Origin of the sequence: Curtobacterium sp. TC1 (assembly GCF_019844075.1) — a bacterium.
GTDB lineage: Bacteria > Actinomycetota > Actinomycetes > Actinomycetales > Microbacteriaceae > Curtobacterium.
Map to the genome: position 1 here is coordinate 932553 of NZ_CP081964.1, position 21123 is coordinate 953675.

General features: G+C 72.4%; 21 protein-coding genes. 10 read left to right on the plus strand and 11 right to left on the minus strand.

The features are described from left to right. Positions 1–10 precede the first annotated feature (10 nt). The 3 genes from KZI27_RS05580 to KZI27_RS05590 are packed head-to-tail and all read left to right on the plus strand — an operon-like array spanning position 11 to position 2636. Entirely contained in the window at positions 11–475 is a 465-nt protein-coding gene (locus KZI27_RS05580; RefSeq protein WP_111084870.1) for a heme-degrading domain-containing protein, read from the plus strand. Next, positions 472–1626 (plus strand): Gfo/Idh/MocA family protein, encoded by a 1155-nt coding sequence (locus KZI27_RS05585; RefSeq protein ID WP_258373226.1) that lies wholly within the window; start codon positions 472–474, stop codon positions 1624–1626. The genes KZI27_RS05580 and KZI27_RS05585 overlap by 4 nt, the downstream gene beginning before the upstream one ends. Continuing rightward, positions 1623–2636: a sugar phosphate isomerase/epimerase family protein gene (locus KZI27_RS05590; RefSeq protein ID WP_222659781.1), complete on the plus strand. Its 1014-nt coding sequence runs from the start codon at positions 1623–1625 to the stop codon at positions 2634–2636. Before KZI27_RS05585 ends, KZI27_RS05590 begins: the two co-directional genes overlap by 4 nt. A gap of 95 nt (positions 2637–2731) precedes the next feature. Here KZI27_RS05590 and KZI27_RS05595 read toward each other — a convergent pair whose 3' ends face one another. The 8 genes from KZI27_RS05595 to KZI27_RS05630 form a co-directional block, all read right to left on the minus strand. Beyond that, positions 2732–3031 (minus strand): Dabb family protein, encoded by a 300-nt coding sequence (locus tag KZI27_RS05595; protein ID WP_111084868.1) that lies wholly within the window; start codon positions 3029–3031, stop codon positions 2732–2734. Then, a complete protein-coding gene (locus KZI27_RS05600; RefSeq protein ID WP_111084867.1) occupies positions 3028–3963 on the minus strand; it encodes a TolB family protein in 936 nt (311 codons plus the stop codon). The genes KZI27_RS05595 and KZI27_RS05600 overlap by 4 nt, the downstream gene beginning before the upstream one ends. A 39-nt stretch (positions 3964–4002) precedes the next feature. Beyond that, the gene (locus KZI27_RS05605) at positions 4003–4611 is read right to left on the minus strand and encodes a TetR/AcrR family transcriptional regulator (protein ID WP_222659783.1); all 609 of its coding nucleotides are present in this window, start codon (positions 4609–4611) and stop codon (positions 4003–4005) included. Then, positions 4604–5455: an alpha/beta fold hydrolase gene (locus KZI27_RS05610; protein ID WP_222659785.1), complete on the minus strand. Its 852-nt coding sequence runs from the start codon at positions 5453–5455 to the stop codon at positions 4604–4606. The genes KZI27_RS05605 and KZI27_RS05610 overlap by 8 nt, the downstream gene beginning before the upstream one ends. Before the next feature lie 56 nt (positions 5456–5511). Beyond that, positions 5512–6525, minus strand: a complete 1014-nt coding sequence (locus tag KZI27_RS05615; protein WP_222659787.1) for a glycosyl hydrolase family 18 protein — start codon at positions 6523–6525, stop codon at positions 5512–5514. Positions 6526–6537: 12 nt separating this feature from the next. After that, a complete protein-coding gene (locus KZI27_RS05620) occupies positions 6538–8169 on the minus strand; it encodes a long-chain-fatty-acid--CoA ligase (protein ID WP_222659789.1) in 1632 nt (543 codons plus the stop codon). 49 nt (positions 8170–8218) lie between these two features. Beyond that, the gene (locus KZI27_RS05625) at positions 8219–8815 is read right to left on the minus strand and encodes a TetR/AcrR family transcriptional regulator (RefSeq protein WP_222659790.1); all 597 of its coding nucleotides are present in this window, start codon (positions 8813–8815) and stop codon (positions 8219–8221) included. Positions 8816–8900: 85 nt separating this feature from the next. After that, on the minus strand, positions 8901–9122 hold the full coding sequence (locus KZI27_RS05630) for a hypothetical protein (protein ID WP_222659793.1): 222 nt from the start codon (positions 9120–9122) through the stop codon (positions 8901–8903). A gap of 254 nt (positions 9123–9376) precedes the next feature. Here KZI27_RS05630 and KZI27_RS05635 point away from each other — a divergent pair, with 254 nt between their 5' ends. Further along, positions 9377–10327, plus strand: a complete 951-nt coding sequence (locus KZI27_RS05635) for an AraC family transcriptional regulator (RefSeq protein WP_222659795.1) — start codon at positions 9377–9379, stop codon at positions 10325–10327. A gap of 28 nt (positions 10328–10355) precedes the next feature. On the opposite strand, the gene KZI27_RS05640 is transcribed toward KZI27_RS05635, so the two are convergent. The 3 genes from KZI27_RS05640 to xylA are packed head-to-tail and all read right to left on the minus strand — an operon-like array spanning position 10356 to position 14027. Continuing rightward, positions 10356–11342, minus strand: a complete 987-nt coding sequence (locus KZI27_RS05640; protein ID WP_222659797.1) for an acetylxylan esterase — start codon at positions 11340–11342, stop codon at positions 10356–10358. A gap of 12 nt (positions 11343–11354) precedes the next feature. Then, positions 11355–12824, minus strand: coding sequence for a xylulokinase (locus KZI27_RS05645; RefSeq protein ID WP_222659798.1), 1470 nt, complete (start codon positions 12822–12824; stop codon positions 11355–11357). Positions 12825–12836: 12 nt separating this feature from the next. Then, a complete protein-coding gene (xylA, locus tag KZI27_RS05650; RefSeq protein WP_123313236.1) occupies positions 12837–14027 on the minus strand; it encodes a xylose isomerase in 1191 nt (396 codons plus the stop codon). Between the two features lie 97 nt (positions 14028–14124). On the opposite strand from xylA, the gene KZI27_RS05655 reads away from it, so the two are divergent. The 6 genes from KZI27_RS05655 to KZI27_RS05680 all read left to right on the plus strand — a co-directional run bounded on the left by KZI27_RS05655 (position 14125) and on the right by KZI27_RS05680 (position 20648). After that, positions 14125–15306, plus strand: a complete 1182-nt coding sequence (locus tag KZI27_RS05655; RefSeq protein WP_222659800.1) for a Gfo/Idh/MocA family protein — start codon at positions 14125–14127, stop codon at positions 15304–15306. Continuing rightward, complete coding sequence (locus tag KZI27_RS05660) at positions 15303–16010, plus strand: ThuA domain-containing protein (RefSeq protein ID WP_222659802.1); 708 nt, start codon at positions 15303–15305, stop codon at positions 16008–16010. Before KZI27_RS05655 ends, KZI27_RS05660 begins: the two co-directional genes overlap by 4 nt. Beyond that, complete coding sequence (locus KZI27_RS05665) at positions 15995–17107, plus strand: Gfo/Idh/MocA family protein (protein ID WP_261784111.1); 1113 nt, start codon at positions 15995–15997, stop codon at positions 17105–17107. Before KZI27_RS05660 ends, KZI27_RS05665 begins: the two co-directional genes overlap by 16 nt. Before the next feature lie 34 nt (positions 17108–17141). Further along, positions 17142–18194, plus strand: a complete 1053-nt coding sequence (locus KZI27_RS05670) for a sugar phosphate isomerase/epimerase family protein (RefSeq protein WP_222659804.1) — start codon at positions 17142–17144, stop codon at positions 18192–18194. A 124-nt stretch (positions 18195–18318) separates the two neighbouring features. After that, positions 18319–19614 carry an ROK family transcriptional regulator gene (locus tag KZI27_RS05675; RefSeq protein WP_222659806.1) on the plus strand — a complete coding sequence of 432 codons (1296 nt, stop codon included), beginning with the start codon at positions 18319–18321 and terminating at the stop codon, positions 19612–19614. Next, positions 19611–20648, plus strand: a complete 1038-nt coding sequence (locus KZI27_RS05680) for an NAD(P)-dependent alcohol dehydrogenase (RefSeq protein ID WP_222659808.1) — start codon at positions 19611–19613, stop codon at positions 20646–20648. The genes KZI27_RS05675 and KZI27_RS05680 overlap by 4 nt, the downstream gene beginning before the upstream one ends. Positions 20649–21123: the final 475 nt, after the last annotated feature.

Consider the following 21123-nt stretch of genomic DNA (forward strand, 5'->3'; position numbering starts at 1 on the left):
GGAGACGACGATGTCCGACCTCATCACCACCCTCGAACAGCAGGAGCGCGACCTCGTGCTCGACGCCTTCACCCACGACGACGCCTGGGAGCTGGGTTCCCTGATCCGCGGCATCGCCCACGAGGCCGGCCACGCCGTCGGCATCGACATCCGACGTCCCGGCCTCGGGCTGTTCCGCGCCGCCACCCCGGGAATCACCCCGGACCAGCACGTCTGGATCGACCGCAAGGCCGCGGTGGTGCTCCGGATGGAGCAGTCGAGTGCCCTCGTCGACGCCCGGTTGTCCGCCGCCGGGGTCGATCCCGCTGCGATCGGATGGCTCGGCGCCGAGTACGCCGTGACCGGAGGGTCGTTCCCGATCCGGGTCCGCGGAGCCGGGGTGGTCGCCGCGGCGACGGCGTCCGGGCTGTCCTCGACGGAGGACCACGACCTCGTCGTCGCCGGCCTCCGTGCGTTCCTCGAGGAGCGCCGGTGACCGCACTCCGCGTCGCCGTGATCGGGACGGGCATGATCGCGGACGCGCACGTCCGGGCGGCCCGTGACGCCGGCGCGGTCGTCGGCGGGGTGCTCGGCTCGTCGGCGTCGCGATCCCGGCAGGCCGCCGAACGGTGGGGCGTGCCGGCCGGGTACGCGTCCGTCGACGAACTGATCGCGGACCGGCCGGACGTCGTCCACGTCTGCACGCCGAACGACACCCACGTCGACTACGCCCTAGCCGCCACGGCGGCCGGGCTGCACACCGTCGTCGAGAAGCCGGTCGCGATGACGCTCCCGGACGCCCGACGGCTCGCCGAGGCCGTGCACGCCGCCGGCACGGTGAGCACGGTCCCCTACGTCTACCGGTACCACCCGATGGTCCGGGAGCTCCGTGCCCGGGTCGCCGCCGGCACGCTCGGCCGGGTGCTGACCCTGCACGGCTCGTACCTGCAGGACTGGATGGTGTCGCCGGACGCCTCGACGTGGCGGGTCGACCCGGAGCGGGGCGGGCCGTCGCGGGCGTTCGCGGACATCGGGACGCACTGGACCGACCTGGCCGAGTTCATCACCGGAACTCGGTTCACGGAGTTGACCGCCCGGACGTCGATCGCCTACCCCGAGCGCCCCGATCCCACCTCCGCCGGTGCATCGTTCGGCGGAAGCGGAAGCGCTACCGGCGCCGGCGCGGGCACCGGCACCGTCCCGGTCCGCACCGAGGACACCGCCGTCGTGACCTTCGCCACCGCCGACGGCACCCTGGCCAACACCGTGGTCTCGCAGGTTGCGGCCGGCCGGAAGAACCGCCTGTGGATCGAGGTCGACGGCTCGCAGGGTTCAGCCGTGTTCGACCAGGAGCACCCCGAGTCCGTGTGGTTCGGCGGCGAGCACGGTTCCACGACGGTGCACCGGGCCGAGGGGCCCGTATCCGCCGACCAGGCGCGGCTCAACCGGACACCGGCCGGGCACTCGCAGGGCTGGACGGACGCCTTCGCGGCGTTCTGCGCCGACACCTACGCCGCGGTCCGTGGCGAGACACCCGAGGGACTCCCCACCGTCGAGGACGGCGTCCGCTCGCTCGAGGTCGTCGACGCCGTCCTGCGCGGAGCCGCGACCGGACGGTGGACGAGCACCAGCACGGAGGAACGATGAGCACCACCACCAACCCCGTCACCCTGTTCACCGGGCAGTGGGCCGACCTGCCCTTCGAGGAGGTCGCCCGCCTGGCCGCGGAGTGGGGCTACGACGGCCTCGAGATCGCAGCGTCCGGCGACCACCTCGACCTCGCTCGCGCGGACGAGGACGACGCCTACCTGCGCAGCCGGCTCGAGGTCCTCGACCGCCACGGCCTCGGGGTGTGGGCAATCTCGAACCACCTCGCAGGGCAAGCCGTCTGCGACGACCCGATCGACTTCCGCCACCGCGCGATCCTGCGCGACGCCGTGTGGGGCGACGGTGACGGCGAGGGAGTCCGGCAGCGCGCCGCCGCCGACATGCAGCGTGCGGCCCGCGTGGCGCGGAAGATGGGCGTCGACACCGTCGTCGGGTTCACCGGGTCGAGCATCTGGCAGTACGTCGCGATGTTCCCGCCCGTCGGGCAGGACGTCATCGACGCCGGCTACCAGGACTTCGCGGACCGGTGGAACCCGATCCTCGACGTGTTCGACGCCGAGGGCGTCCGCTTCGCCCACGAGGTCCACCCATCCGAGATCGCGTACGACCACTGGACGAGCGTGCGTGCCCTCGAGGCGATCGACCACCGCTTGGCCTTCGGGTTCAACTGGGACCCGTCGCACATGGCGTGGCAAGGCATCGACACCGTCGGCTTCATCACCGACTTCGCGGACCGCATCCACCACGTCGACTGCAAGGACACCCGCATCCGTCCTGCGTCGGGCCGGCAGGGCATCCTCGGATCGCACCTGCCGTGGGGCGACCCACGCCGCGGATGGGACTTCGTCTCGACCGGGCACGGGGACACCCCGTGGGAGGACGCGTTCCGCGCACTCCGGCACATCGGCTACGCCGGCCCGATCTCCGTCGAGTGGGAGGACGCCGGCATGGACCGCCTGCACGGCGCCGCCGAGGCGGCCGCGTTCGTCCGCGCCCTGCTCTGGCCGCAGCCGCAGGCTGCGTTCGACGCCGCCTTCAGCAACCAGTAGCGGTGGTCGTCACCGCGTGACGGACGGGAGGCCCGGTGCCAGCTGGCACCGCGCCTCCCGTCCGTCACCTGGTCGCGTTCGCGACCCGCACCCGCTCAGGCGGGCAGCGGCACGAAGTCGAACTCCTGGAACGACGCGACCTCGTCCGCCCAACGGGTGGCGACGAAGCGTTGGTGCGCGGGGTGTGCGTCGTACGCCGAGTAGGTGTCCTGGTCGGCGAACACCATCGAGAACTGGAACCGGAAGTCGCTCTGCGTGGACACCTGGCGCGACACCGTGAAGTCCTGCACGCCGGGGATCGCCGGCAGGGTGTCGCGGGCGGTCTCGAGGAACGCGGCCTCGTGCGGGGATCCCGCGGCGTGGACGAGCGTGAAGCAGACGGTGTGGACGATCATGCGGGTTCTCCGGTGGGGTAGTCGACGAAGGCGAAGGCGGATCCGTCGGGCGCCCACCCGTTGACGTTGAGGGTGCCCTGCCCGCCGTCGAGCTCGACGATGGTCTCGGCTGCCTGCCAGACCTCGGGTCCCCAGGCGCTGACGGATCCGTCACCGGTGACGAGGCGCAACCGCACGCGCTTGTCGGCCGGGTGCCCTTCGGTGCCGGGCGGGAACGACAGGTAGACGGCGGCGTCGTCGGTCGGGGCGGGATGTGGGAACCAGTTGACGTGCTCGTCGACGGTGAGCTGCTCGATGCCGGTGCCGTCCGGACGGACCCGGGCGATCTGGGCGTGCCCCGGTGTGGTCTCGAACTGCTCGGTGTTGAACAGGATCCACGCGCCGTCAGGCGTCCACTCCGGGCCGTCGGCCGCGGAGGGGTCCGTCGTCACGGCGCGGTCCGCGCTGCCGTCGACGCCCATCACCCGGATCGTGCCCGATGACCAGACCTCCTGACCGGACGGGTCGAGCCGGACGTAGGCGAGCTCGGAGCCGTCGGGGCTGACGCCGTGCAGGAAGTGCAGGCCGCCGTCGTCCGCGGTGACCCGGGTCGCTGGGCCGCCGGCGAGCGGGGCGCTCCAGATGTGGAAGTCGTTCGCGCTGACGTGCACGGTGACGCCGTCGGGATCGAGCACGTGGTCGTTGTTCAGGGGCGGGACGTCCTCGATCGCGACGTGCTCCGGAGCTGCGGCGCCGTCGGCCGGCATCGTCCAGAGGACCCCGTCGCCGTTCAGGACGAGGCGGCCGTCGGTGGTCCAGTTCGGCGCTTCGTAGAGCCGCTCGGCGGACTCGTGCACGGTGGTCACGCTGCGGTCGGCTCGGTGCCAGATCCGGATCCGGCAGGTCTGGCCCGGTGCGAGCACGCGACCCGGGGCTGCATCGTCGAGGGGCATGGCACACCTTTCCACAGTGAATGTTGGCTCGTGACAACCCTACCGGTTCATGGAGTCCGGATCGTGACCATGACTGGGGGCGGCGGTCGTCGCGCGGAACCCCCGGTCGAGGAACGCGATGATCCACCCGAAGCTCGCGTCGACGTCGGTGCGCATCTGGAACCCACCGGACGTCTCGATGGTCGCGAAGCCGTGCAGGACGCTGCGCAGCAGGCGGAGCGCGTGCACCTCGTCGGCGGGGTCGAGCCCGTAGCCGCGCAGCGCTGCTGCGAACGAGGCGAGGGTGCGCTCCAGGGCCACGGCCAACGGGTCGTCCGGCCCGGTGGGACGGATCCCGACCGTCGCCTCGTACCGACCGGGGTGGCGCTGCACGTACCGGCGGACGGTCTGCGCGGCCGCCTCGACGGCGTCGCGCCCGGCGAGCCCCTGCATCGCGTCGCGCAGGTCGTCGCCGAGTTCGTTCGCGGCGAGGATCGCGATCCGGCGGGTCAGGTCGGTGAGTCCGTCGACGTGCTTGTACAGCGACGGCGACTTCACGCCGAGCCGTTCGGCGACGACGCTCATGCTCAGCCGTGCGAGCCCGATCTCGTCGGCCAGCCCTGCCGCGGCGGTGGTGACGGCGGCGGGGTCGAGTCCTGCCCTAGCCACGGTGGCCACCGACCGGCGCGAGCGTGCGGCCGAGGAAGGGGAGCACGAGCGCGAGGACCTCGGTCGGGGTCTCGGTGTGCGGGTAGTGGCCCGCGCCGTCGATGACGGCCAGCTCGCCGAGTCCGTCGGGCAGGTCGGCCAGGACCCGCTCCCCCTCGGCGCGGGGGACGGCCCAGTCCGGGTCGGCACTACCCTCGATCACCAGGACGGGGCAGCGCACGGCCGGCAGTCGGGCGCCGGCGTCGGCGGGTGCGGTCTTCGTCATCGCGCGGAGGACCGCCATCCGCTCCGGCTGCTGCAGCGTCGACTCGATGCGGCCCAGTTCCTCGGTCCAGTCGGTCGGCTTCGTCGGCACGGCGAGGTCCAGGTAGGCCAGCCAGCCGGCCAGGCTCCCCGTCGTCATCACCTTGGCGAGCTGGAATGTGCCGGCGCGGTGGCGGCGGTTCCGGAGCAGGCCGCCGAGGTCGAACGACTGCTTCCGCGTGAACGGCGCGAGCTCGACGATGCCGGCGACGACGTCGGGGGCATCGGCGGCGGCGATGGTGGCCGCCCCGCCGCTGATCGACTGCCCGACGATGACCGCGGGGCCGCCGAGGTGCCGGACGACGGCGACCAGGTCGCGAGCGATGTCGGCGCGCTGGTACGACGCCCATCCCGTGCTCGAGTCGCCACACCCGCGGATGTCGACGTTCGCCACCCGGTAGCCGGCGTCGACGAGTTCGGGGACCAGGAACCGGTAGGCGTGCCGGCTGTCGCCCATGCCGTGTGCGAGGACGACGAGCGGGCCGTCGCCGCTGACGTCGTACGCGATGGTGCCTTCGTCGGTGCGCAGGTGTTCGAGCATGACTGCCTCCATGGCTAAGTGTGTTAGCTAAAAGCTAAGACCATTAGCCGAACGTGTCAACCCCCGAGGGTGTCGGAGAGGTCCAGGGACCAGACGGCCACCCCGGTCAGACCGAGTCGCTCGGCGAGGGCCACGCGCTCACGCAGCGACCGCGCGTCCGACCACCACAGCACCTCGCCGCTGGGCAGGGTGGCGGTCCACTCGCCGACCGTGGTGTTCCACGTCGGGGTGACGTGGGCCTTCCGGACACGGCGACGGGCCTGGTCGTCGGACAGCTGCCCCGCCGGCCGCGGCCCCTTCCAGTGGTAGCCGTACCCGGCGACGCCGAGCACGATCTGGTCGGCGGGCGCGAGGGTGGCGAGCGCCCTGGCGGACTTCGACGCCCAGGGCAACGACCCGACCGGCCCCGGTGCGTCCGGCTCCCACGGGCCGTGCTGGTCGTAGGCCATCAGCGTGAGGTGGTCCAGCGGAGCGCGGAGCGCCCGGACGTCGTACCCCATGCGCGCGTACCCGGCCGCGGTCGTCGACGCCGACAGGGCGATGTCGAGCCGGACGTCTTCGCCGACCGCCGCACGGAGCTCCCGCGCGAAGGCCGTCAACCCCGCCGTGTCGGCGGCGGTCAACGCCTCGAGGTCGATCATGACCGAGTCCCATCCGCCGGAACGCACGTCGGTCGCGAGCGCGCGGACGACGTGGGACCGGTTGGCGGGGGACCGGAGCATCCTCCGGGCGATCGGCTCGCTGAAGTCGCCGTCGGCGTAGTTGCTGACGAGCAGCTGCGCCTCGAGCCCGCGGGCGTGCGCCCGGTTGCGCTGTGTCCTCGCCTCGCGGGAGGGGGTGGTGACACGTGTGCCGGTCCGGCTCAGCAGCAGCCCGTCGACGCCGACGACGTCCATCGCCGATGCGTTGGCGTCGATCAGCGCGGGGTCCGCCCCCTCTGGCTGGAAGCCCGTGACGTCGAACCATTCGGGTGTGCCGGACTCGGCGTTCGCGGGGCCCGTGCAGCCGGTCAGGACGAGGCCCGCGGTCAGGGCGACGGCGAGGAGGACGGAACGCGGCCTGGTGATCACGCTCCGAGTGTGTCAGGCCGGAGCAGCCGCCGCGTCGACCGGTGTGCTGAACTGCTCGACCAGCGTCCGCTTCAGGACCTTGCCGCTCGGTCCGAGGGGCAGGGCGTCGACCACGTGCACGACCCGCGGGAACTTGTACGCCGCGATCTCGTCGGACACGAAGTGGACGAGCTCGTCCGGGCTGACGGTCGCGCCGGCGCGGAGCACCACGGCGGCCTCGATCTCCTGGCCGTGCAGCTCGTGCGGGACGCCGAAGACCGCCGCCATGGTGACGTCCGGGTGCGTCGCCAGCACCTCTTCGACCTGCCGCGGGTACACGTTGTAGCCGTTGCGGATGATCATGTCCTTCGTGCGGTCGACGATCGTCAGGTACCCGTCGTCGTCCTTCGTGCCGAGGTCGCCGGTGCGGAACCAGCCGTCGACGATCGCCGCGTCGGTGTCCTCCGGCCGGTCCAGGTACCCGTTCATCAGGTTGTGCCCGCGGATGACGAGTTCGCCGATCTCGCCGTGCGGCAGCAGCACGATCGCGTCGGGCGTGGCCGGGTCGGCGATCTCGACGTCGACACCCCACACCGGCGTCCCGATCGTTCCCGGTCGGGGCGCGCGGCCGACGTGGTTGAAGGTGGCCACGGGCGACGTCTCGGTCAGTCCGTAGCCCTCGTGGACGGGCGCATCGAACACGGACTGGAACCGCTCGAGGACGGCCAACGGCAACGACGCGCCGCCCGAGATCGCGTAGCGCAGGTCCGGTCTGGCGTCGCCTCGGGTCGCGGCGTCGAGCAGTGCCATGTACATCGTCGGCACCCCCATGAAGATCTCGCAGCCGTGCTCGACCATCGCCGACAGCGCTGCGTCGCCGTCGAACTTCGGGAGCATCACGATGGTGGCGCCGGCGCGGAACCCGGTGTTCATCGTGCAGGTCTGACCGAACGTGTGGAACAGCGGGAGTGCCCCGAGCAGGACGTCGCCGCGGTGCATGTCGAAGGTGCTCATCAGGTTCGTGTTGACCTGTTCGAGCAGGGCGAAGTGCGAGCCCTCTGCACCCTTCGGCTTGCCGGTGGTCCCGCTCGTGTACAGGATCGTCGCGGTGTCGAAGGGGTCGCGGGGGACGTAGGTGTCGAGGGGTTCGGCTGCCGCGGCCAGGGCCTCGAGGCGGTCTGGGACGTCGTGGCCGTCGTGGTCGTCGTGGTCGGCCGGTGCGAGCACGGTGATGACGTCGACGCCGGCGAGCTCGGCACCGGCCGCGCCCTCGGCGAGCAGCGGGGCGGCGCAGACGAGCAGCATGGCGCCGCTGTCCTGCAGCAGGTACTCGATCTCGCGCCGCTTGAGCAACGCGTGGACGGGGACGACGACGGCGCCGAGCGCGAGGGTGGCGTAGTAGACGCGGGCGAAGTCCGCGACGTTCGGCACGAGCATCGCCACGCGCGATCCCTCGGTGACCCCGCGGGCCCGGAGCGCTCCGGCGTAGGCGAGGGTCTCGGACCACAGCTCGGCGTAGGTGGTGCGGTGGTCGCCGACGATGACGGCGACGTCGTCCGGGTACCGCGCGGCGGACTCGGCCAGGATCGCGGCGACCGAGGCGGTGGCTCGGGTCGGTCTGGGGGTGCCGTGGTGAGCGGCGGTGGTGGGCTCGGTGCGCGTCATTCCGGTCTCCGTCTTCGGTGACGAGTGGTTCCCCGGATCATACGTGCGGTCAGAACGTCGTGCGCTCCTCGAACACCGACATGATCATGGCCGCACCGAGCCGCGCGCTCCGGGCGGGCTTCGCCGAGCCCTGCACGGCTGACTCCACCCGGGCGCCCTCGACCAGCAGCGACAGGGTCTCGGCGATGTGCGCCGGCATGTCCGCACGGGTGCACAGCAACGTGAGGTGGCTCTCGACGTCGCGGAAGTGCTCGGCTGCGAGCGCGGCGATCTCCGGGTCCTGCCGTCCGAGCTCGGCGTGTCCGTTGATGAACGCGCAGCCGCGCCACCCCTCGTCCGCGAAGCACTCCTCCAGGTAGCTGAAGATGCCGAGGATCTCGTCGCGGGGATCCGCCGAGGTGGTGGCGATGTGGTCCAGGGCCCGACGCCACGCGCCGTGCCAGCGTCGCAGGACCGCCACCACGAGCGCCTGCTTGGACGGGTAGGCCGCCGTCAGCTCGTCCACGCTCATGCCCGCGTGCGCGGCGACGTCCTCGAAGCGCACCGGGATCACGCCGTGCGCCGTGAAGAGGTCGTCGGCGGCCTTGGATGCGGTGCGCTGCGCGGTCGTCTCGACGGCCGGGGGCGTGAGTGTGAGGAGCGTCATGCTTCCAGACGTTCCTGTTCCGCGAAGAGCGCCGTCATGTCGATGGCCTGGGTGCGGACGTCCTCGACCGCGGAGCCGTCGCGGATCACGCGGAGAGCCCGAGCACGGCGGCGGCGGAAGCGAGGGCGCTCACGGAGACGATGCCGGTGCTGACCGCGGCGATCTGCAGCATGCGCTGACGCTGGAGGTCCCGGAGTTCCGTGAAGGTACCGCGGTGGCGGTCCTGTCGGCTCGTCACCGAGACCGACTCGAAGGCCTGCCTCGGTGCGCTGATGGGATGGACCGGGATTGCGGTCAAGGCGGTCATGGCGTCCTCGTGTTCTCCTGCGCGGCCCGATGCCACCGGATGAGTCGACCGTAGGAGCAGCGGGACCGGCCGTGTGCGCCAGGACCGAGGAGTCGGCGGATCGCGGATGTCGGACGCAGCCCGGCGGTCGGAATCCGGACATCGCCGCACCGGATCCAGCATCCGTTCCACGCGCTGGAGGCCGTCGGGAGCGCTTCTCGGACAGCGGTGCGGACGGCTGGCCCCCGGTCCGTCACACTGCACTCGGTGAACCGATGACAGATGAACGAGCGCGCGTGCAGGACGACGTCCGGTCCGCTGACGTCGACGAAGCACGCGACTTCCTGGTCGGGGCGTACGACGCCTCCGAGTGGCGCGCCGAGACCACCGCGCAGCCCTTCACGTTCCGGTACTCGGCGGTCGGCGACACCACGATGACGTTGCGCGCGATCCGGTTCGACGGGCACCTGAACGGCGTGATGACCCCGTCGGACGACTTCGTGGTGCAGTGGATCACCCGCGGCACCGGCTTCATCGGCGAGGGCGACGACCGCCTCGTCAGCGCCCCGGGCCGACCACAGCTGTGGCCGCAGGACGGCGCCGCGTTCACCTACCAGGACTACGACCAGCGGCTCGTCCAGATCAACCGGGCTTCGCTCGAGGAGGTCGCCGGCGAACGCGGCGCGGCCTCGGGCGCCGTGCAACTCGACCACACCGTGCAGCCCGACGACCGCGCGGTGACGATGTGGCGGAACACGGTCAAGCTCATCTCGCACACCGTGCTCGACCGGCAGGTCTCGCCGCTCCTGCAGGCGGAGATGGGCCGGCTGGGAGCGCTGGCCCTGCTCGAGCTCTACCCGGTCGTCTCGGCCACCCTGCCGGACGAGCTCCTGCTCCCGCGCAACGCGCACATCCGCCGAGCCGTCGAGTACGTGCACGAGCACGCGCACCTGCCGATCACGAGCACCGACCTGGCCGAGGTCGCCTCCCTGAGTCTGCGTGCACTGCAGCAGGCGTTCCAGCGGCAGCTCGGCGTCAGCCCGAACGGCTACCTGCGCGGGGTCCGTCTCGACCGGGTGCGCGACGAGCTCCTGCACGCCGACCCGGCGGCGACGAGCATCGCCGAGGTGGCCCGGCAGTGGGGGTTCGCCCACGCCGGCCGGTTCTCGGCCGCGTACCTCGACCGGCACGGCGAGTACCCCCGGGACACGATGCGGCGGGCGTGACACCCCGATGGTGGTGACGTGAGCGCGCTCACCCCAGCGCGCGGAGGAACGCCACCTGCCGCTCCCACTGCCGGAAGCCGCCGCCCTCGTGCCCGTTGTACGGGTACACCTCGATCTCGCGGGAAGCCGACCCGAGCGCGTTGAAGGCGGCGAAGGTGGTGCGCGGCGGGACGACGTCGTCCATCAGGGCCACGGAGAACAGCGCCGGTGCGGTGATGCCGGCTGCGTGGTTCACCCCGTCGAAGTACGCCGCGGTGTCCCACACGGTGTCGGCTGCGTCGCGGTGCACGGACAGGTAGGTCGCGAGTTCCAGGTACGGGCCGCCGACGGCGACGTCCGTGCCGCCCTCCCAGTCGCACAGGAACGCGACGTCGGGCAGCACCGCGGTGATCGGTCCGACGTGGGCCTCGACCAGGGCGGCGGCGGCGATGGCGATGCCGCCGCCCTGGCTGCCGCCGGTCAGGGCGATGCGTGCCGGGTCGACGCCGGGCAGTGTCCGCACGGCGTCGACCAGGCGGACGGCGTCGGTGTACACGCGGCGGTAGTAGTGGTCGGCGGGGGAGCCGATGCCGCTCGTCATCCACCCGCTCGCGTGCGGTCCGGAGCCGTGCGGGTCGGGGGTGTCGCCGCCGGCCCACCCGCTGCCCTGGCCGCGGGTGTCCATGACGACGTGCACGTACCCGGCGAGGGCCCAGTGCACCCGTTCGCCGGGGCGCCCGCGGCCGCCGCCGTAGCCGAGGAACTCGACGACGACGGGCAGCGCGGTGTCACGACCGGCGAGCGGACGGGAGACCCAGGCGCGCACCGGGTCGCCGGCGAAGCCCGGGAACGTCAGGTCCTCGACGACGAGTCCGGTCACCGGGGTGTCGGCCGGAGCGAGGACGGGAGCCGTCCCTGCTCCGGCCGCCCGGGCCGCGGTGATCGTGTCCGCCCAGAACGCGTCGAAGTCTGCCGGTCTCCGGACCGCGGGGCGGTACCGACGGAGTTCGTCGAGCGGGAGGTCGGTGCGTGCCATGGGTCTCCTCGGTCAGCGCGTCGCAGCGCGGTACTGCTCGAGCACCTCGGGGTGCGGGTCCGCCGGCACGGTCGTCGTCGCGGCGTCCCACGTCGGCAGCGTGCCGGTCAGCACCCATGCTGCCTGCCGCGCGGCCCCGGACGCCACGTACTCGCCGGGTTCCGGGATCAGCACGTCCCGCCCGAACACCTGCGCGGCGACGGTCCGGACGGCTTCGTTCCGTGCCGCGCCGCCGATGAGCAGCAGTCGCGAGACGGTCACGCCGGTGCCCTCGACCGCGGCGAGCCCGTCGGCCAGCGCGCACAGCATGCCCTCCACCGCGGCGCGCGCCAGGTGCGGTCGGTCCGTCGTGCCCGGGGTCATCCCGAGCAGCGAGGCGGTCGCGTCCGGCCGGTTGGGCGTGCGCTCGCCGACGAAGTACGGCACCAGGACCAGGCCGTCGGCCCCGGCGGGCGCCTGCAGCGCCAGCTCGCCGAGCGCGTCGTGGTCGACGCCGAGCAGGCCGCCGATCACCTCGAGCACGCGGGCCGCGTTGAGCGTCGTGACGATCGGGAGGCGCGACCCGGTTCCGTCGGCGAAGCCCGCCACGGTCCCGCTCGGGTCCAGGACGTCGGTACCGGTGACGCCGAAGACCGTTCCGCTGGTCCCCAGGGACACCGCGACGTCGCCCGGCCCGAGCCCGAGGCCGAGCGCCGCCCCGGCGTTGTCGCCGAGTCCTGCGCCGACGAGCAGGCCGGCCGGCGCGGCCCGGCCGCTCGGCAGTGTCACGTCGACGGTGAGCGTCCCCATCGCCTCGTCGTGCGCGACGACGCGTGGCACGACGACGGTGTCCGCGGCCGGCTCCGACCCGGCGACGCGCATCGGGCGGCCGAGCGCCCGTTCGAACAGCTCCGGGTCGTACTCCCGGCGCACCGGGTCCCAGTACGCCGTGCCGCTGGCGTCGGACGCGTCCGTCGCCAGGGCGTCGAGGTCGGGGCCGAGCGCACTGTCGTCGGCCGGGCCGTAGCCGCGCAGCCGCCACGACAACCAGTCGTGGGGGAGCGCGACGGCCGCGACGCGACCGGCGTTGTCCGGCTCGGCGTCGCGGAGCCACCGCAGCTTGGTGCCGGTGAACGACGCCACCGGCACCAGGCCCGTCCGCTCGACCCAGGACTCCCGCCCCAGCTCGTCGACCATCTGCGCGGCCGCGTCCGCACTGCGCACGTCGTTCCAGAGCAGGGCGTCGCGCACCACGCGGCCGTCGGCGTCGAGCGCGACCATGCCGTGCTGCTGGCCGGCGATCGCGACGGCACCGACGTCGTCGAGGCCACCGGCGTCGGCGACCGCCGCGCCGAGGGCGTCCCACCAGTGGCGGGGGTCGACGGACGTGCCGTCCGGGTGGGACGCACGCCCCTCACGGACGACGGCGCCCGTCGCGGCGTCGCGGACGGTGACCTTGCAGGACTGGGTCGACGAGTCGACGCCGGCGACGAGCTGTGTCATCCCCGCCGCCCGTCAGCGCGCGCCGAGCAGGTGCTCGATGGCGAGCTGCTGCAGCCGGACGAAGCCGAAGCCCTTGCCGCCGAAGTACGCGTCGGCGTCGAAGTCCTCGTACGCCGAACGGTCGGACAGGAAGGCGTCGTAGGACTCGCCGTCGTTCAGGGTCGGCGTGCTGAGCTCCCCGACCTTCGAGGCCTCGAGTGCGGCCTGCACCTCGGGGTCGGCGCGGAAGGCCTGCGCGCGCTCCTTGAGGAGCAGGTACATGCGCATGTTCGCGGCGGCCGAGTCCCAGACGCCCGAGATGTCCTCGGTGCGGCTCGGCTTGTAGTCGAAGTGGCGCGGGCCGTCGTACGCCTGGCCGCCCTGCGGCGAACCGTGCTCGAGCAGGTCGACGAGCGAGAACGCGTTCTGCAGGTCGCCGTGTCCGAACACCAGGTCCTGGTCGTACTTGATGCCGCGCTGGCCGTTCAGGTCGATGTGGAAGAGCTTGCCCTGGTAGAGCGCCTGGGCGATGCCGGCCGTGAAGTTCAGGCCCGCCATCTGCTCGTGGCCGACCTCGGGGTTGATGCCGAACAGTTCCGGGCGCTCGAGGGTCTCGGTGAACGCGATCGCGTGGCCGAGGGTCGGCAGCAGGATGTCGCCGCGGGGCTCGTTCGGCTTCGGCTCGATGGCGAAGCGGATGCCGTAGCCCTTGTCGGTGACGTAGTCGGCGAGCAGGTTGACGGCCTCGCGGTAGCGCTCGAGTGCGGCCTGCACGTCCTTCGCGCTGTCGTACTCGGAGCCCTCGCGGCCGCCCCACATCACGAACGTCGACGCACCGAGCTCGGCGGCGAGGTCGATGTTGCGCAGCACCTTGCGGAGCGCGAAGCGGCGGACCTGCCGGTCGTTCGAGGTGAAGCCGCCGTCCTTGAACACGGGGGCGGAGAACAGGTTCGTCGTCACCATCGGCACGATGAGGCCGGTGGCGTCGAGCGCACCCTTGAGGCGGTCGATCTGCGTCTGCCGTTCGGCGTCGGTCGAGCCGAACGCGAACAGGTCGTCGTCGTGGAAGGTCAGGCCGTAGGCGCCGAGCTCGTCGAGCTTCTCGACCGCCTCGACCACGTCGAGGGCCGGGCGGGTCGGCCCGCCGAAGGGGTCGGAGCCGTTGTAGCCGATGGTCCAGAGACCGAAGGAGAACTTGTCTGCACGGGTGGGCGTCGTTGCCATGGTGGTCACCGTTCGTCGTCGAAACAAAATGTTGCCGCGCCCAACATAAGCGGTAGTGTTGGCTGTGGCAAGGACGTGATCGCAAAGGAGCGAGCGGATGGCACAGGAACGACTGCGGATCGCCATGGTGGGACACGGCTTCATGGGGGCCGCGCACTCACAGGCATGGCGGACCGCCCCCAGGTTCTTCGACCTCGGGGTCGAACCCGAGATGGCGGTGATCGTCGGGCGCGACCCGGAACGCACCGAGACCGCCCGTGCGCAGTACGGCTGGCAGGCGGCGTCGACCGACTGGCGTGCCGTCGTGGCCGACCCCGACATCGACGTCGTCGACATCGTGTCGCCCGGTTCGTCGCACGTCGAGATCGCGATCGCCGCGCTCGAGGCCGGCAAGCACGTCCTGTGCGAGAAGCCGCTCGCCAACACCGTCGAACAGGCCGAGGCGATGACCGCCGCAGCCGCTGCCGCCCGGTCGCACGGGGTCCGTGCCATGGTCGGGTTCAGCTACCGCCGCGTGCCGGCCATCGCGTTCGCCCGGCAGCTCGTGCAGGACGGCCGGATCGGCACCGTGCGCCAGGTCCGCGCGCTCTACCTGCAGGACTGGCTCGCCGACGAGGACGGCCCGATGACCTGGCGGCTCGACAAGGAGCAGGCCGGCTCCGGTGCGCTCGGCGACATCGGCGCGCACGCGATCGACCTCGTCGAGCACGTCACCGGTGCGTCGCTCGCCACCGTGTCCGGCACCCTCGAGACCTTCGTGACCGAACGTCCGCTGATGGCCGAGGGGGTCGGGCTCTCCGGCACCGCGTCGAGCGAGCGCGGACAGGTCACCGTCGACGACGCCGCGTTCTTCACCGCCCGACTCGGCGGCGGCGCGGCCGACGGCGCCATCGGCACGTTCGAGGCCACGCGCTACGCCACCGGCCGGAAGAACGGCCTGACGCTCGAGATCAGCGGGTCCGAAGGCGCGATCCAGTTCGACCTGGAGTCCATGAACGAACTGCGGTTGTACGAGTCATCGGCCCCCGCGCGGGAGCAGGGCTTCCGCCGGATCCTGGTCACCGAACCCGAGCACCCCTACATGGCGGCGTGGTGGCCCACCGGACACCTCATCGGCTACGAGCACACCTTCAGCCACCAGGTGAAGGACTTCGTCGAGGCGATCGTGTCCGGCACCGACCCGTCGCCCTCGTTCGAGGACGGCCTGCACGTGCAGCGCGTGCTCGACGCCGTCGAACGCAGCGCCGCCGACGGCAGCAGCTGGACGGCGACCTCGTGACCGCCGCCGACCGTACCCGCCTGGCCCTGGTCGTCCGCGGGGGATGGGACGGCCACCAGCCCGTCGAGACCACCGACCTGTTCGTCCCGTTCCTGCGCGAGAACGGGTTCGCGGTCCGGGTGTCGGACTCGACGGCCGTCTACGCCGACGAGTCCGTCATGGACGAGGTCGACCTGATCGTGCAGGTCGTCACGATGTCGACCATCGCCGACGACGAGTTCGCCGGGCTGCAGCGCGCGGTCCTGGGCGGCGCCGGACTGGCTGGCTGGCACGGCGGCATCGCGGACGCGTTCCGGAACACCGCCGACTACCTGCACATGGTCGGCGGCCAGTTCGCCCACCACGCCGGCAAGCACCCCGACGAGCGCGTCGGCGAACAGTCCGACAACTACATCCCGTACACGGTGCACCTCACCGACCTCGGCCGGTCGCACCCGATCACGCAGGGCATCGAGGACTTCGACCTCGTCACCGAGCAGTACTGGGTGCTGTCCGACGAGTACAACGACGTCCTCGCGACCACCACCCAGGACGCGCGCGACTTCGACGCCTGGAACCGACCGGTCACCGCACCGGCGATCTGGACACGGCAGTGGGGCGAGGGCCGCGTGTTCGTCTCGGCGCCCGGACACCGCCTCGAGGTCGTCGAGTCGCAGCCACTCCGAACCATCATCGAACGGGGACTCCTGTGGGCAGCACGGTGAACGAACGAGCGCTGCGGGTCGGCGTCGTCGGGGTCGGCGTGATCAGCCAGCAGTACTTCGAGCACTTCCCGGCGCTGCCCGGACTGTCGCTCGTGGCGGTCGCCGACCTCGACGTCGACCGGGCGCAGACGGTCGGCGCCGCACAGGGCGTGCGCGGCACGAGCGTCGACGAGCTGCTCGCAGCCGACGACGTCGACGTCGTGCTCAACCTGACGATCCCCGCCGCCCACGCCGACGTCGCGACCCGGGCGCTCGCCGCCGGCAAGCACGTCTACGGCGAGAAGCCCCTGGCGATGTCCACGGCCGAGGCCGGACCGGTGCTCGATGCAGCCCGGGCCGCGGGCCTCCGGGTCGGCAGTGCCCCGGACACCGTGCTCGGCACCGGCATCCAGACCGCTCGGGCCGCCCTCGACGACGGGCTGATCGGCACCCCGGTCGGCGCGGCCGTCGCCTGGAGCGCCCCCGGCCACGAGCTCTGGCACCCGGCACCCGCGTTCTACTACCAGCCCGGTGGCGGACCGCTGCTCGACATGGGCCCCTACTACCTGACCAGTCTCGTCACGTTCTTCGGACCGGTCGTCCGGGTGAGCGGCAGCGCCACGCGTTCCACTCGCGAACGGACGATCGCGACCGGGCCGAACGCCGGCACGTCGATCCCGGTCGACATCGACACCCACGTGGTCGCGATCCTCGAACACGAGAACGGCGTGGTCTCGACCGTCACCGTCTCGTTCGAGGTCTGGGCCACCCGCGCGCCGCTCTTCGAGGTGTACGGCACGGCCGGCACCCTCGGCGTCCCGGATCCCAACCGGTTCTCGGACCCGGTGTCGATCGCCACCGCGGACGACCGCGCGTGGCGCGAGCTGCCCGTCGCCGCCGGGTACGCCGACGCCGGTCGTGGCTACGGGCTCGCCGACATGGCCCACGCGATCGCGACGGACCGGCCGCACCGAGCCGCCGGCGACCTCGCGTTCCACGTGCTCGAGGTCATGGAGGCCGTCTCGGCCGCCGCCCGCGACCACACGGTCGTCGACGTGCACTCGCGCGTCGACCGACCGGCCACCGTCCCCGCCGGGTCCACCCCCGGATCCTGGTGACGGACCCCGACCACCGCACGGAAGGACGACGACGATGACGACGACGGACGCGAGCGACCAGACGGAGCCGACCCGGGCCTCCCGGCCGGTCACGCTGTTCACCGGACAGTGGGCCGACCTGCCCTTCGAGGAGGTCGCCCGGCTCGCCGGCGACTGGGGGTACGACGGACTCGAGATCGCCTGCTGGGGCGACCACCTGGACGTCCGGCGCGCCGCGACGGACCCGTCGTACGTCGCCGACCGCAGGGCGATCCTGGAACGCAACGGACTGCAGGTGTGGACCATCGCGAACCACCTGGTCGGCCAGGCCGTGTGCGACGACCCCATCGACCAGCGGCACGAGGACATCCTGCCGCCGCACGTCTGGGGCGACGGCGACCCCGAGGGCGTCCGGCAGCGCGCGGCCGAGGAACTGCAGTGGACCGCCCGTGCCGCTGCGGCACTCGGCGTGGACACCGTCACCGGGTTCTCCGGCTCGTCGATCTGGAAGACCGTCGCCGGGTTCCCGCCCGTGCCCCCGACCATGATCGACGCCGGGTACCAGGACTTCCACGACCGCTGGTCGCCGATCATCGACGTCTTCGAAGAGGTGGGCGTCCGCTTCGCGCTCGAGGTGCACCCGTCCGAGATCGCCTACGACTACTGGACCGCTCGTCGCACGCTGGAGCTCTTCGCGGACCGGCCGGCGTTCGGCTTCAACTTCGACCCGTCCCACTTCGTCTGGCAGGACCTCGATCCCGCCGCGTTCCTGCTCGACTTCGCCGACCGCGTCTACCACGTGCACTGCAAGGAGTCGGTGAAGCAGCTCGACGGACGCAACGGCCGGCTCGGGTCGCACCTGCCGTGGGGTGACCCCCGACGCGGGTGGGACTTCGTGACCGCCGGACACGGTGACGTGCCGTGGGAGCGCGTGTTCCGCGTGCTGAACCACATCGGGTACACCGGACCGACCAGCGTCGAGTGGGAGGACGCCGGCATGGACCGACTCGTCGGAGGACCCGAGGCGCTGGCGTTCGTCCGGCAGCTCGGCACGATCGCGCCGCCGTCGGCCGCGTTCGACGCCGCGTTCTCGCGGTCGCGGGCGTGAGCGTGCGCGTGGGCGGGGTCGGGGTCGTTCCGGGCGTACCTGGTGATCTCGGGCGTGCCTGGTCGTTCGTTCCGACCAGGTACGCCCGATCCCGCTTCCCATCGCGGACGTCCTGGGAGATTCTGTGACGGAACACGACCGCACGACGGGCCCGGCACAGACCCCGGCGCCGAGCAACGCCGCGCGCATCCTCCGCCTGGTGCACGAGGACGGCCCGATCGCACGCGCCGAGATCACCCGTCGCACCGGGCTGAACCGGTCCACGACCCTCGCACTCGTCGGTGAGCTGGTCGAGCTCGGGCTGGTGCACGAAGGCCCACCGCCCGCCGGGTCCGCTGGATCCGGGGTCGGTCGCCCGAGCCCGATCGTGCGGGCTTCGGCAGACGTGGTGGCCGCTGCCGTCACGGTCGAGATCGACGCCGTCGAGGTGGCCCTCGTCGGGCTCGACGGCACCGTCCGGCGGCGGCAGGTCGAGGCGCAGGTCCGCCCACCCTCGGCTGCCGAGGCCGTCGACGTCGTCGCCCGGCTCCTCGACCAGGTCCGAGTGACCGGCGCCGAGACCACCGGCACCGGCGCCGGCACCGGGCCCGCGTCCGCCCCGGGGCGGTTGCGGCTCGTCGGGGTGGGCGTCGCCGTCCCCGGGACGGTCCGCGCCGAGGACGGCAACGTCCAGTACGCGCCGCACCTCGGCTGGCACGACGAACCCTTCGCAGCTCCGCTCGCCGCCCGGACGGGACTGCCGGTCCGTGCCGCCAACGACGCGAACCTCGGGGCCTGGGCCGAACGCCTCGCCGGCAGCGGACGGGGCGTCGACGACCTCGTGTACCTCAACGGCGGCGCGAGCGGCATCGGTGGCGGGGTCATCTCCGGCGGACGGCCGCTCAGCGGCGCCGACGGGTACGCCGGCGAGCTCGGCCACACGTTCGTCGCGGCGAACGGCATCCGCTGCCACTGCGGAGCCGTCGGATGCCTCGAGACGGAGGCCTCGCGTGACGCCCTCACCACCGTCGCCGGGACGGCCCCCGACGACCTCGCCGCGTTGGCCGGAGCGCTCGCCGCCGACGACCCCGCGACCGAACGCGTCGTGGACCGGCAGGTCGATGCCCTCGCCACCGCGCTCCGCAACGCGATCCACACCGTCAACCCCGAGGTCGTCGTGCTCGGCGGGTTCCTCGGAGTGCTGCTCGACCACGTCGGCGACCGGATCGTCACCGCCGTCCGTGCGCAGTCGATGGCGGGCACGGCCGATCGGCTGCGCATCGTCCCGGCTGCACTGGGCAGGGACGTCCTCGTGCACGGAGCCGCCGAGATCGGCTTCCGCGACCTGCTCCGCGACCCGGGCACCGTGACCACCGCGGTCGCCACCACCACCCACACGTCCGACCGCGACGACGCGGCCGAGGAAGCGAGAACCCCATGACCTCCATCCAGCGCCAGCGCACCAGCGTGCTGCTCGGCACCCAGGACCTGACCGTCGAAGACCGCCCCGTCCCCGAGGTCGAGCCCGGCGACGTCCTCGTCCGGGTCGCCGCGGTCGGGGTGTGCGGCTCCGACGTGCACTACTACCGGCACGGCCGCATCGGGGACTTCGTCGTCGAGGAGCCCCTCGTCCTCGGGCACGAGCTGTCCGGCACGATCACCGCCGTCGGCGAGGGCGTCGACCCCGCGCGCGTCGGGGAGCGCGTCGCCGTCGAACCCCAGCGTCCCTGCCACCGGTGCGCGCAGTGCCTCGCCGGCCGCTACAACCTCTGCCCGCACATGCGCTTCTACGCGACGCCCCCGGTCGACGGGGCCTTCGCCGAGTTCGTCACCATCGAGGCCGAGTTCGCCCACGTCCTGCCCGACTCCGTCTCGTTCGAGGCCGGCGCCCTGCTCGAACCCCTGTCGGTCGGCATCGCCGCGGTCCGGAAGGCCGGCATCGTCCCCGGCTCCTCGGTGCTGATCGCGGGTGCCGGTCCGATCGGGATCATCTGCGCACAGGCAGCGCGGGCGTTCGGCGCCACCCGGATCGTGGTCAGCGACCTCGTCCCCGAGCGCCGGGAGCGTGCGCTGCAGTACGGCGCCACCGAGGTCGTCGACCCGACCACGGTGTCCGTCGCCTCGGACATCGCACCGGTCGACGCCTTCATCGACGCCAGCGGTGCGCCCCGTGCCGTGTCCGACGGCATCAAGGCCGTCGGACCGGCCGGCGCTGCGGTGCTCGTGGGGCTCGGCAACTCCGAGATGACGCTGCCGGTCGAGCACATCCAGAACCTCGAGGTCACCGTCACCGGGATCTTCCGCTACACCGGCACGTGGCCGGTCGCGATCGGCCTGGTCGCGTCCGGGCAGGTCGACCTGGACTCGCTCGTCACCGGTCGGTTCGGGCTCGACGAGGTCCGCGAAGCCCTCGAGAGCGACACCGACCCGGAGTCCCTCAAGTCCGTCGTCTACCCCGGCGGCGTGCCCGCCTGAGCGCGCACGGTGCGCGGTTTGCCGCGCAGCGCCGAGTTGCGTGCCACGGGCGGGGTTGCAAGCGGACACGGTGCGCGGAAGCTCGCACGGGGTGAGGACGCGCGCACGGTGCGGACGGGAGGCCCGTGGCCAGGCCGCCACGGGCCTCCCGTCCGGCTGATGGCTGGTGCACGGTGCGAGATTGGTCGTTGGATCCATGGTCGTCGGCATGGTGCCGCCCTGTGGGCGCGCACGGTGCGCGGAAGCTCGCACGGGGTGAGGACGCGCGCACGGTGCGGACGGGAGGCCCGTGGCCAGGCCGCCACGGGCCTCCCGTCCGGCTGATGGCTGGTGCACGGTGCGAGATTGGTCGTTGGATCCATGGTCGTCGGCATGGTGCCGCCCTGTGGGCGCGCACGGTGCGCGGAAGCTCGCACGGGGTGAGGACGCGCGCACGGTGCGGACGGGAGGCCCGTGGCCAGGCCGCCACGCGCCT

Bases quoted from the DNA above. Each gene is read 5' to 3' on its own strand.
- KZI27_RS05610 (WP_222659785.1), bottom strand. From the start codon at position 5,455: ATGCTCGAACACCTGCGCACCGACGAAGGCACCATCGCGTACGACGTC.
- KZI27_RS05670 (WP_222659804.1), top strand. From the start codon at position 17,142: ATGACGACGACGGACGCGAGCGACCAGACGGAGCCGACCCGGGCCTCC.
- KZI27_RS05655 (WP_222659800.1), top strand. From the start codon at position 14,125: ATGGCACAGGAACGACTGCGGATCGCCATGGTGGGACACGGCTTCATG.
- KZI27_RS05580 (WP_111084870.1), top strand. From the start codon at position 11: ATGTCCGACCTCATCACCACCCTCGAACAGCAGGAGCGCGACCTCGTG.
- KZI27_RS05600 (WP_111084867.1), bottom strand. From the start codon at position 3,963: ATGCCCCTCGACGATGCAGCCCCGGGTCGCGTGCTCGCACCGGGCCAG.
- KZI27_RS05640 (WP_222659797.1), bottom strand. From the start codon at position 11,342: ATGGCACGCACCGACCTCCCGCTCGACGAACTCCGTCGGTACCGCCCC.
- KZI27_RS05635 (WP_222659795.1), top strand. From the start codon at position 9,377: ATGACAGATGAACGAGCGCGCGTGCAGGACGACGTCCGGTCCGCTGAC.
- KZI27_RS05590 (WP_222659781.1), top strand. From the start codon at position 1,623: ATGAGCACCACCACCAACCCCGTCACCCTGTTCACCGGGCAGTGGGCC.
- KZI27_RS05645 (WP_222659798.1), bottom strand. From the start codon at position 12,824: ATGACACAGCTCGTCGCCGGCGTCGACTCGTCGACCCAGTCCTGCAAG.
- xylA (WP_123313236.1), bottom strand. From the start codon at position 14,027: ATGGCAACGACGCCCACCCGTGCAGACAAGTTCTCCTTCGGTCTCTGG.
- KZI27_RS05630 (WP_222659793.1), bottom strand. From the start codon at position 9,122: ATGACCGCCTTGACCGCAATCCCGGTCCATCCCATCAGCGCACCGAGG.
- KZI27_RS05680 (WP_222659808.1), top strand. From the start codon at position 19,611: ATGACCTCCATCCAGCGCCAGCGCACCAGCGTGCTGCTCGGCACCCAG.
- KZI27_RS05625 (WP_222659790.1), bottom strand. From the start codon at position 8,815: ATGACGCTCCTCACACTCACGCCCCCGGCCGTCGAGACGACCGCGCAG.
- KZI27_RS05595 (WP_111084868.1), bottom strand. From the start codon at position 3,031: ATGATCGTCCACACCGTCTGCTTCACGCTCGTCCACGCCGCGGGATCC.
- KZI27_RS05620 (WP_222659789.1), bottom strand. From the start codon at position 8,169: ATGACGCGCACCGAGCCCACCACCGCCGCTCACCACGGCACCCCCAGA.